A 10,776-nucleotide genomic window follows, 5' to 3' on the forward strand; every position below is an offset into this window, starting at 1 on the left:
GCCTGTCTGCCTGCCTACTTCCTGCGCAGCGCCTCGAGCAGCGCCACCGCGCGGTCGGTGCGCACGTCGTGCTCGGCGGCCATCTGCTTCGCCACCGCGTCGATCTCGTCGCCCGTGGCGCCCGCCACCAGTGCGATGTTGCGAGCGTGCAGCGCCATGTGGCCGCGCTGGATGCCTTCGGTGGCCAGCGCGCGCAGCGCGCCGAGGTTCTGCGCGAGGCCGACCGCCACGGCCACCTCGCCGAGCTCCTGCGCCGACTGCACGCCGAGAACCTTCAGCGCCAGCCGCGCCAGCGGATGCGTCTTCGTCGCGCCGCCCACCAGGCCGACGGGCATCGGCATCTCGATGGTGCCGACGAGCGCGCCGCCGTTGTCCTTCTCCCAGGTCGTGAGCGAGGTGTAGCGGCCGTTGCGGCAGGCGTAGGCATGCGCGCCTGCCTCCACCGCTCGCCAGTCGTTGCCGGTGGCGACGATCACCGGGTCGATGCCGTTCATGATTCCCTTGTTGTGCGTGGCTGCGCGGTAGGGGTCGACGGCTGCGAAGGTGTAGGCGTCGATCACGCCTTCCACCACTTCCTCGCCGCTGCGCTCGCGCGTGGCGAGCACGGCGGGTTCGAGCCGCACGCGTGCACGGGCGAGCCGCAGGTCGGCCAGGTTCGAGAGGATGCGCAGGCGCACCGTGCCGCCCGTGAGCTTCTCGACCAGCGGCGACACCGCCTCGGCCATCGTGTTGACCGTGTTCGCGCCCATCGCGTCGCGCACGTCGACGACCAGGTGCATCACCACCATCGGGCCGCGCGGCGTGCTGTCGAACACGTGCACCTCGATGTCGCGGCAACCGCCGCCCAGGCCGATGAGCACCTTGTCGCGGCTGTTGGCCACGGCAAGGATTTCGTCGCGCGCCCTCAGCAGCGCGAGCCGCGCGCCGTACGGGTCGGCAACGCCGATCAGCTGCACCTGCGCGCGCATCAGCGGCCCGGTGCTCGAGGCCTCGAAGCCGCCGCCTTCGCGCGCCAGCTTGGCCATGAAGGAGGCCGCGGCCACCACCGAGGGTTCTTCCACAGCCATCGGCACGAGGTACTCGCGGCCGTTCACGATGAAGTTGCCGGCCACGCCCAGCGGCAGCTCGAAGGTGCCGATCACGTTCTCGACCATGCCGTTGGCGCGCTCCACACCCAGGGCGCCGGGTCGGGTGAGCAGCGCCACCTCTTCGTCGCTCAGGGAGGCGGCCTGCGCTACGTGGGCAAAGCGCTGCGCGGGCGTGAGTGCGCGGAAATTGGGAATGCGGGAATCGGCGACCATCGTTGCGTGTCTCTTCGGAGGATGAATTCGGGAGCAGGCAATTTAGGTCGGCTGTACCGCCGGCGGAAGGCACAGTTTGGCGGGACAGTGCGGACAGTGGTGCGCGAAAGCGGACCGCTGTGTCACAGTCGGCGCCCATGACCACCATTGCCGACTCGCTCGCCGAGACTCTCGCGCGCCAGATCGCCAGCGGCGCCTACAAGGCCGGCGACAAGCTCCCTTCTCTGCGCGAACTTGCGCAACTGCACAGCTACGCCAAGAACACCGTCGTGGCCGCCTTCGAGCTGCTGGTGTCGCGCGGGCTGGTCGAGCCGCGTCGCGGTTCGGGCTACTTCGTGCTGCCGCAGCAGGCGGTCAAGCCGGTGGAAGAAGACGCAGGCAGCCTCGGCCGCGCCATGGACATCGTGTGGCTCATGCGCGAGCAGCTCAAGACGCAGCCCGATGCGATCGCCGTGGGCGACGGTTTTCCGCCGGTCGAATGGCTGGCCGACGTGCGGCTCGACAAGTACCACCCCAAGGTGGTCCGCACGGGGCTCGGCGCGCTGTTTCGCTACGGCAGCCGCTTCGGCTACGCGCCGCTGCGCGACCACCTCGTGCGCAAGCTCGCCGACTTCGGCATCGGCGCCGAGCCGCGGCAGATCGTGCTCACGCACGGCGCCAACGAGGCGATGGACATCGTCATCCGCTACTTCGTGCCGCCGGGCGGCAAGGTGCTGGTGGACGACCCGGGCTACTACCCGCTGTTCGGCAAGCTCAAGCTTGCGGGCGCGCAGGTGCTGGGTGTGCCGCGCCTGGCCGACGGGCCCGACCTCGAGGCGCTGGAGCGCCTGCTCGTCGCCGAGCGGCCGCGCCTGTTCTTCACGCAGTCGATCGCGCACAACCCCACCGGCTCCGACATCTCGCCCGCCAAGGCATTCCGCGTGCTGCAGCTCGCGCAGAAGCACGACCTGCTGATCGTCGAGAACGATCCGCTGGCCGACTTCAAGCCCACCTCGCTGCCGCGCCTGGCCGCGCTCGACCAGCTGGAGCGCACGATCTACATCGGCAGCTTCTCCAAGTCGTTCTCGGCGGCGCTGCGCGTGGGCTTCATCGCCTGCGGCGCGGACCTGGCGAGCGACCTCGCGGACCTGAAGGCGCTGATCCACGTGAGCAGCTCGGAGTATTGCGAGCGCACGGTCGACGTGATCCTGAGCGAGGGCCACTACCAGCGGCACTTGAACCGCCTGCAGGCAAGGCTGGGCGAGGCCACGCGCAATGCGATCAGGCTCTTCGAGTCGGTCGATGCGGAGGTGTTCGCGCGCACTCCGCAGTCGCTCTACGTGTGGGCCGCGCTGCCCGGCGTGGCCGACTCGCTGGCCTTCGCGAAGGAGCTGTTGCCCCGCAAGATCGTGATGGCGCCGGGGCGCATCTTCAGCGTCGACTCGACGCAGGTGTCGCGCTGGTCGCGCTTCAACGTGGGCGCCATGGCGGATCCGCGTTTCGCCAAGGCGTTGCGCACCACGCTGCGCCGGCTGGGTGCCTAGGCGCGTGCGTTTCAGTGCCTGAACTCGCCGTGCCGGCCCGCGCCGCCGGCAAAGCGCGCGGCACCGGCGGCGCCCTCGGCGAAGACCACCGGCACGCCCTGCGCGCCCTCGTGGCGCAGCGCCTCTGCGAGCGGCATGTTCCATTGCTCGTAGGCGGAGCGGCGGTCGGCCAGCATGCATTGCTGCGGGAAGGCGGAAAGCTGATGGGCCAGTTCCTGCGCGGCGGCCAGCGCGCCGCCGGGCGGCGTCATGCGGTTGACCAAGCCCATCGCCAGCGCCTCGGGGGCGCCCACCGGGCGGCCCGAAAGAATCATGTCGAGTGCGCGCCCCATGCCCACGATGCGCGGCAGCCGCACGGTGCCGCCGTCGATCAGCGGCACGCCCCAGCGGCGGCAGAACACGCCGAACACCGCGTCCTCGTCGGCCACGCGCAGATCGGCCAGCAGCGCTAGTTCGAGGCCGCCCGCCACCGCGAAGCCGTTCACCGCGGCGATCAGCGGCTTCGACAGTGCCATGCGCGTCGGCCCCATCGGGCCGCTGCCACCGCCTTGGGGGTCGAGCTCGTTGCGGCGGGCCGGGTCGCCCACGGCGGAGAGGTCGGCGCCCGCGCAGAAATTGCCGCCCGCGCCGGTCAGCACCGCGACGCGCAGGGCATCTTCGGCCTCGAACCGGCCGAAGGCTTCGCGCAGTTCGGCCGCCACCAGGCCGTCGACCGCATTGCGCTTGTCAGGCCGGTTCAAGGTGATGGTGCAGACGGCGCCATCTGTGTCGCAGCTCACGTATTGCATGGCCATGCGCGCGTCCTTCCGGGGCAAAATCCCATCCTAAAAAATATTTCTTCATTTCGCAACGATGGACAAAGTATGTAATGTGCCGGTGGCGTTCCCCAGCGCCCCCGACCTGATCCTCGACCTGCTCGTGGCCGACGGCGGCACGCTCAGCGCGCAGTCGCTGTGCCGCGCGGGTGCGCTCATGGGCATCGGCGAGTCGACCCTGCGCGTGGGCCTGACGCGGCTGGCGGCCGAGGGCAAGATCGCCCGCGGCGAGCGCGGCAACTATTCGCTCGACCGGCGCGGCGCGGCGCTCTCCCGCGCGGTCGACGACTGGCGGCACAAGCAGGCGCAGGCCGTCGCATGGCGCGGCGACTGGCTCGCGGTGCACGACGCCGGCGTGCCGCGCACCGACAAGACGGCATGGCGCCATCACGGGCTCGCGCTGTCGCTGCGCGGATTCGCGGCGCTGCGCCCGGGCCTGCACGTGCGGCCCGACAACCTCGCGGGCGGGCTGGAGGCCGAACGCGAGCAGCTGGCGGCGTTGGGGCTCGAGCCCAGCGCGCTGGTGTTCCGGCTGGCCGACCTCGACGATGCGGCGCAGGCGGCGGCGCGCAAGCTGTGGAACGTGCGCGCGCTGGAGGCCGACTACCGCCGCCTGCAAACGGGCCTGGAACGCAGCGAGAAGCGGCTGCGCAACCAGAAGCTCGAAACCGCTACGCGCGAGTCGCTGCTGCTGGGGCGCGCCGTGATCGGGCATCTCATCCGCGATCCGCTGCTGCCGTCCGAGCTGATGTCGCCGAAGCCGCGCACGGCGCTGCTCGCCGCCACCCGCCGCTACCAGGACAAGGCGCTGGTCCTGTGGCGCAAATGGCTGGCGCAGACCGACGCCTGAGTCCGGCCCCGTTCAGCCGTCCAGCCGCACCACCTGCGCGTTGCCGCCAGCGGCCGTGCGTGCATGCAGCCGCTCGACCTCGGCCGCACGCCGCGTCAGCACCGCGCGCTGGTTGAGGTAGCCTTTGTCGGTGATCTCGCCCGCATCGAGGTTCGGCGGCTCTGCCAGCACCAGCGCGCAGGCCGGGCATTGCGAGGAGCCCGCGCCTTCGTCGCGCAGAGATCGCAGCACGCCGGCGATGCGCTCGCCCAGTGCCTGTGGTGCAAGCGCGGCGCCCTGTGGGCTCGCGAACACCAGCATGCCGATCTCGTCGCGGTCGTGGCCCGTGAGCACCACGTCCTGCACATGTGGCGCGAGCATCGACACCAGCTTCACGCGCAGCGTGCCCACCGAGACCCAGGTGCCGGTCGAGAGCTTGAAGTCTTCCGCCACGCGGCCGTTGAAGATCACGCCCCGCGCGGGTTGCGCCGGGTCGGTCAGGAAGCCTGCGTCGCCGATGCGGTAGTAGCCTTCTTCGTCGAAGGCTTGCGCAGTCTCGCGCGGGGCGTCGCGGTAGCCCGGAAACACCGACACGCCCTTGACGCGCATCTCCAGCTTCTCGCCGTTGGGCACGAACTTCAGCTCCAGCCCCGGCAGCGGTGCGCCGATGCAGCCGGCGCCGTCGAGCTTCCAGTGCGCCGAGGTGATGGCGGGCGACGTCTCGGTCGCGCCCCACGAGGTGGTGAGCCACAGTGGCCGCGCCGGTCGCACCCTCCGGGCCACCGCCTCGAGCCGTTGCCATGTGGAGGGCGCGAGCGCCGCCGCCGCGTAGAAGGCAAGGCGCAACCGCGAGAACACCTCGGCGGCCAGCGCGTCGTCGGCCTCCAGGAACGGCAGCAGCATGTCGAAGCCGCGAGGCACGTTGAACAGCAGCGTGGGCTTCACTTCGCGCAGGTTGCGCACCGTCTTCTCGATCAGGCCCGGCGCGGGCCGGCCCTCGTCGATGTAGAGCGCGCCGCCGTGGCACAGCACCATGTGCAGGTTGTGGTTGGCGCCGAAGGTGTGGCTCCAGGGCAGCCAGTCGACCAGCACCGGCTTTTCCTGCGCGAGGAAGCGCCAGGTCTGCGCCATCATCTGCTGGTTGGCGCACAGCATGCGGTGCGTGTTGATGACCACCTTGGGCTTGCCGGTGGAGCCGGAGGTCAGCAGGTACTTGGCGTGCGTGTCGGGCAGCACGCTGGCGAAGGCCTGCATGACGGCGGGCGTTTCCTTCGCCGCGAGCAGGCTGTCGAACGACAACGCGCCGGGATGCGCATCGGCGTTGCGGCTGAACACTGTGACCGCCTCGACGCCGCAGCCCGCGAGCGAGCCGCCGTACACCCTGGCGTCGGATGCGTAGATCAGCCCCGGCTTCAGCGCCTGCAGCATGCCGTGCAGCCGCGACGGGTCTTTCGCCATGCGCGAGTAGGCGCTGGAAAGCGAGCAGGCGGTGCGGCCGACGTGCATGGCCGCGAGCATCAGCACCGCGTGGTCGATGGCGTTGTCCGAAAGGATCACCAACGGCTGGCCGGCCGGCAGGTTCAGGTCGAGCAGGCCCTGCGCCACTGCGCCTACCGCTTGGCGCAGCGCGCGGTAGTCGAGCTTGCGCCAGCCTTCGCCGCTCTCGTCGCGCTCCGCGAAGGCCAGCGCGTCGGGCGTTTCGCTTGCCCAGCGCTCGATCCATTCGCCGATGCAGCGCGCATAGGGCTTCAGCGCCATCGGCGAACGCAGCGCGAAGGAGCCGTCGTCGAAGTCGATGCGCACCGTGCGGGGCGGGGCGATCAGGCTTTCGTCTTGGAGGAAGTCGGTCATTTCAATCGAGTCTGCCGGTGTCGCTCTTGGCGCGAATCAGGTTTAACAGCAGGGTGTCGCGGGCGGATTCGAGATCTGCCGCAAGGCGGAGACCAAGCTCCTCGGCCACGCCCTGCGCCACCTTCTGCTTGAGACCGGCCGTCATCGACGGCGCGCCCAGGTCCTTCCACCAGTCCTCGATCGGCCCGCCCAGGTGCGCGAGCACATGCTCGATGCCCCCTGCGCCGCCCGAGAGATGCAGATTCATGAACGGCCCCATCACCGCCCAGCGCAGGCCGGGCCCGTGCGCGATGGCTGCGTCGATGTCGGCCACGCTCGCCACGCCCTGGTCGACCAGATGGAAGGCCTCGCGCCACAGCGCGGCCTGCAGCCGGTTGGCGATGTGGCCTTTCACCTCGCGCTTCACATGGATCGGCCGCTTGCCGATGGCTGCGTAGAACGCCATCGTGCGTTCGATGACCTCGGCGGAGGTCTGCTCGCCGCCAATCACTTCCACCAGCGGGATCAGATGCGGCGGGTTGAACGGATGCCCCAGCACCACGCGCTGCGGATGCGCGCAGCCCGACTGCACGCCGCTGATCGCCAGGCCCGAGGAACTCGAGGCGAGGATGGTCTCGGGCGGCGCGGCCGCGTCCATGCGGCGGAACAGGTCGATCTTGAAATCCATGCGCTCGGGGCCGTTCTCCTGCACGAAGTCGGCCACCGAGACGGCGTCTTCCAGGCTGTCGTGGAAGCGCAGGCGGTCTACCGAGGCGCCCGGCGCGAGGCCGAAGCGCTCCAGCGTCGGCCAGTGCCGCGCCACGGCTTCGCGCAGCCTCTCTTCCGCGCCGGGAGAGGGGTCGGTCGCGTTCACGTCGAGCCCGTGCGCGAGGAAGTACGCGGCCCAGCTCGCGCCGATCACGCCGGTGCCGACCACCGCCACGCGTCTGATTTCCAGCAAGGATGTGCTCATGTCGCTCATGTCGCTCATGTCGATTTCCACCGCGCGCAGCGGCTCTCAGCCTTCGTTGTCCATGCGGCCTCGCCCCGGATCGGCTCGACCACCTTGTAGTAGTCCCAGGGTTCCTTCGACTCGGCCGGCGCCTTCACCTGCATCAGGTGCATGTCGTGCACCATCAGCCCGTCGTCGCGCAGCCAGCCGCCCTTGACGAACATGTCATTGAACTTCGTCTTGCGCAACTGCGCCATCACCTTGTCGGCATCGTCGCTGCCCGCGGCTTTCACCGCCTGCAGGTACTGCAGCGCGGCCGAGTAGTCGCCGGCGTGGAAGGAGGAGGGCATGCGCTTGTGCCTGTCGAAGAAGCGGCGCGACCACTCGCGCGCCTCGGGGCTCTGGTTCCAGTACCAGCTGTCGGTGAGGTACATGCCCTGCGACGTCTTCAGGCCCAGCGCATGCACGTCGTTGATGGTGATGATCATGCCGGCCAGCTTCATGTTCTTGCCGAGGCCGAATTCCGCCGCCGATTTGATGGCGTTGACCGTGTCGCCGCCCGCGTTGGCCAGCGCCAGCACCTGTGCCTTCGAGTTCTGCGCCTGCAGCATGAAGGAAGAGAAGTCGCTCGCGCCCAGCGGGTGCTTGACCGAGCCGGCCACCGTACCGCCGCTCGCCAGCACGGTCTTGGTCGCGTCGTTCTGCAGCGCTGCGCCGAAGGCATAGTCGGCTGCCACGAAGTACCAGCTCCTGCCGCCGGCCTTGACCACCGCGCTCGCGGTGCCGCGCGCCATGGCCACCGTGTCGTAGGCGTAGTGCACCGTGTAGGGCGAGCAATACTCGTTGGTGAGGCTGGACGCGCCCGAGCCCACCACGAAGTAGGGCTTCTTCTTGTCGGCCGCCACGCCCGCCATGGCAATGGCCGCGCCCGAGTTGACGCCGCCGATAAGCATGTCGACCTTCTGCACGTCGAACCACTCGCGCGCCTTGGCGGCGGCGATGTCGGGCTTGTTCTGGTGGTCGGCCGTGACCAGCTCGATCTTCTTGCCGTCGATGGCTCCGCCCATGTCGGCGATCGCCATGCGGATGGCTTCGGCGCCGGCCGGGCCGTCGTAGTCGCGGTAGATGCCCGACATGTCGCTGATGAAGCCGATGCGGATCGTGTCGTCGGACACCTGGGCCGATGCGCCGGCGGCGAATGCCATGCCGATGGCAGTGGCGAGGGCGGTGCGGGAAAGAGTGTTCATGTGCTTGTCTCCGTTGATCGTTCTTGTCGTCCGTGCCCTCAGCCCAGCGCGAACTCGGGCCTCGGCGTGCCCACGCGCGGCAGGCCCATCATCTGCCGCGCCTCGGCGGGCGTGGCCACTTCCATGTCGAGCTCGCGGATCACCCGCACGATGCGCTCGGTGAGCTGCACGTTGGTGGCCAGCTCGCCCTGGCGGAAGTAGAGGTTGTCTTCCAGGCCCACGCGCGCATGGCCGCCCAGCAGCAGCGCCGCCACGTTGGCTTCGAGCTGCGACATGCCGATGCCGCTCACGCCGAAGATGGCGCCCTTGGGCAGCGTGTCGACCATCATCTGCAGGTTGCGCGGCGAATACGGCATCGCGTTCTGGAAGTTGCGGTGCACGTTCATCACCAGGTTGATGAAGTAGGGCTCGTCGTCGTGGCCTTCGCCGATCAGCGTGGTCGTGTCCTGCAGGATGTGCGTGGGGCTGAACACCTCCCACTCGGGCTTGATGCCGCGCGCCTTCATGCCGGCGGCCAGCTCGCGGCCGCGGGTGATGGGCGTGTCCATCAGGATCTGCCTGCCCTCGAAGCTCAGGTTGAGCGTGGTGGCGTCGAGCGTGCACATCTCGGCGCCTGCGTCCATGCCCTTGATGCGCTCTTCCCACGCGATCTCCCAGCGGTCGCCGGCCAGCGGCTTCACCATGTCGCCGTGCACGCCGCCGCCGGTGGAGTTGTTGATGACGATGTCGCTGCCGCCAGCGCGGATGCGGCTGTTGATGTCGCGGTACACCTCGGCGTTGCAGGTGGCGCCGTCGTCCGGGCGGCGCGCGTGGATCGCGACCACGCTGGCACCGGCGTTCCAGCAGCGCAGCACGTCGGCGGCGATCTCGGCGGGCTGGGTGGGGAGGTGGGGGTTCTGCGACTTGTGCGCCATGCCGCCGGTCGGGGCGATGGTCACGATCACTTTGCGCTTCGACATGCTCGGGGGCTCCTGGTGTCTTTCATGGGGGCGTGCAATTATTTTTTTGGGTGCCGATTCACTCAGTCATCGCGACGACATTTGGGGGCAGGGTTTACCTGCGCCACCGGCTAAAGTTGCCCCTGCGCCATCGCGCGCTTCAAGGAGAACCCGTGAAACTGCTGCCCCTCCTCCTGGCCGCCTCGGCGGCGCTGGCCTCGACCTGGACCGCTGCGCAACCGGCGGCGGCGGCGCCCACCACCTGCGAGGCCAAGCGCGAGGCCATCGGCCGCGACATCGAGGAGGCCAAGGCCAGGGGCCAGAAGCAACGCTTGCGCGGGCTGGAAAAGGCGTTGAGCGAGGTGCGCCACAACTGCACTGAGGCGAAACTGGCGGCGGAGCATCAGAAGCGCATCCGCGCCCAGGAGCGCGAAGTGGCGAAACGCGAACGCGACCTGCGCGACGCCCGGCGCAACGGCGGCGCCGACAAGGTGGCCAAGCGCGAGGACAAGCTGCGCGAGGCGCAGGCGGAACTGCGGCAGCTCAAGGGCGCGCAGTAGGCAAGAAAGCAAGAAGAACCGAACACGACAGGGGCTCGCAGAGCCATCCGTTTTCCATCCCATGCCCACGACCAGGCCGACCCCCCGTTCGGCATCGCTGACGATCCCCCAACTGCTGCAAGGTTCGGCCTGGTTCCCTCTGCTCGACGTGAGCGCGGGCGAGCGCGTGCTCGACGAGATGCGCGAGGTCGAGGTGGCGGCCGGCGCCGCGCTGTGCCGGCGCGGGGACACGCCGCTGCATTGGTACGGCACGCTCGAAGGGCTGCTCAAGTGGTCGATCACCTCGAGCGACGGACGCTCCGTGACCTTCGGCGGTCTTTCGGTGGGCAGCTGGTTCGGCGAGGGCACGCTGCTGCGCGCGCTGCCGCGTTCGGCCGACATCATCGCGCTGCGGCCCAGCCGCGTGGCGCAGCTGCCGCTGGAAACCTTCGAGTGGCTGCACCGCACGCAGCGCGGCTTCGACCACTTCCTGCTGCAGCAGATCAACGAGCGGCTGCACTGGTTCATGGGCAACTACGCGGCGCATCGCCTGCTGGACGCCGACAGCCAGGTGGCGCGCGCGCTGGCGGGGCTGTTCCACCCGTGGCTGCATCCGGGGAGCGAGCCGCATCTGCAGACTTCGCAGGAAGAGATCGCCAATCTTTCCGGCGTGTCGCGGCAGCGGTGCAACGCGGCGCTGAACCGGCTGAAGGAAGCGGGCTTTCTTCGGATCGAGTACGGGGGAATCACCGTGATCGACCTCGAAGGGCTGCGTCGATTCATCGAGTAAGGAGCGAAATTC

The 10,776-nt window shown here is 69.3% G+C and carries 10 protein-coding genes; 4 read left to right on the top strand and 6 right to left on the bottom strand.

The genetic code is table 11. The features are described 5' to 3' along the window. Positions 1–14: 14 nt before the first annotated feature. On the bottom strand, positions 15–1,301 hold the full coding sequence (locus EJO71_RS20810; protein ID WP_125950143.1) for a hydroxymethylglutaryl-CoA reductase, degradative: 1,287 nt from the start codon (positions 1,299–1,301) through the stop codon (positions 15–17). Positions 1,302–1,438: 137 nt separating this feature from the next. Between EJO71_RS20810 and EJO71_RS20815 the strand changes: the two genes are divergently transcribed. After that, positions 1,439–2,824 (top strand): PLP-dependent aminotransferase family protein, encoded by a 1,386-nt coding sequence (locus EJO71_RS20815; RefSeq protein WP_125950142.1) that lies wholly within the window; start codon positions 1,439–1,441, stop codon positions 2,822–2,824. Between the two features lie 11 nt (positions 2,825–2,835). Here the strand turns inward: EJO71_RS20815 and EJO71_RS20820 are convergent, their stop codons facing one another. Continuing rightward, positions 2,836–3,618, bottom strand: coding sequence for a crotonase/enoyl-CoA hydratase family protein (locus EJO71_RS20820; RefSeq protein ID WP_125950141.1), 783 nt, complete (start codon positions 3,616–3,618; stop codon positions 2,836–2,838). A 58-nt stretch (positions 3,619–3,676) separates the two neighbouring features. Between EJO71_RS20820 and EJO71_RS20825 the strand changes: the two genes are divergently transcribed. Then, positions 3,677–4,489, top strand: coding sequence for a PaaX family transcriptional regulator (locus EJO71_RS20825; RefSeq protein ID WP_125950140.1), 813 nt, complete (start codon positions 3,677–3,679; stop codon positions 4,487–4,489). A 12-nt stretch (positions 4,490–4,501) separates the two neighbouring features. Here the strand turns inward: EJO71_RS20825 and EJO71_RS20830 are convergent, their stop codons facing one another. The 4 genes from EJO71_RS20830 to EJO71_RS20845 are packed head-to-tail and all read right to left on the bottom strand — an operon-like array spanning position 4,502 to position 9,456. Beyond that, positions 4,502–6,319: a feruloyl-CoA synthase gene (locus EJO71_RS20830; protein ID WP_125950139.1), complete on the bottom strand. Its 1,818-nt coding sequence runs from the start codon at positions 6,317–6,319 to the stop codon at positions 4,502–4,504. 1 nt (position 6,320) lies between these two features. Next, complete coding sequence (locus EJO71_RS20835; protein ID WP_240651447.1) at positions 6,321–7,289, bottom strand: 3-hydroxyacyl-CoA dehydrogenase NAD-binding domain-containing protein; 969 nt, start codon at positions 7,287–7,289, stop codon at positions 6,321–6,323. After that, on the bottom strand, positions 7,286–8,497 hold the full coding sequence (locus EJO71_RS20840) for an ABC transporter substrate-binding protein (RefSeq protein WP_125950138.1): 1,212 nt from the start codon (positions 8,495–8,497) through the stop codon (positions 7,286–7,288). The genes EJO71_RS20835 and EJO71_RS20840 overlap by 4 nt, the downstream gene beginning before the upstream one ends. A 38-nt stretch (positions 8,498–8,535) precedes the next feature. After that, the gene (locus EJO71_RS20845; RefSeq protein ID WP_125950137.1) at positions 8,536–9,456 is read right to left on the bottom strand and encodes a 3-keto-5-aminohexanoate cleavage protein; all 921 of its coding nucleotides are present in this window, start codon (positions 9,454–9,456) and stop codon (positions 8,536–8,538) included. 152 nt (positions 9,457–9,608) lie between these two features. Here EJO71_RS20845 and EJO71_RS20850 point away from each other — a divergent pair, with 152 nt between their 5' ends. Together EJO71_RS20850 and EJO71_RS20855 are read left to right on the top strand one after the other, a co-directional pair. Further along, positions 9,609–9,995, top strand: a complete 387-nt coding sequence (locus EJO71_RS20850) for a DUF1090 domain-containing protein (RefSeq protein ID WP_206169031.1) — start codon at positions 9,609–9,611, stop codon at positions 9,993–9,995. A 61-nt stretch (positions 9,996–10,056) separates the two neighbouring features. After that, on the top strand, positions 10,057–10,764 hold the full coding sequence (locus EJO71_RS20855; protein WP_125950136.1) for a Crp/Fnr family transcriptional regulator: 708 nt from the start codon (positions 10,057–10,059) through the stop codon (positions 10,762–10,764). The last annotated feature ends 12 nt before the right edge of the window (positions 10,765–10,776 follow it).

It is taken from the genome of Variovorax sp. 679 (assembly GCF_003952185.1).
Taxonomy (GTDB): Bacteria; Pseudomonadota; Gammaproteobacteria; order Burkholderiales; family Burkholderiaceae_C; genus Variovorax.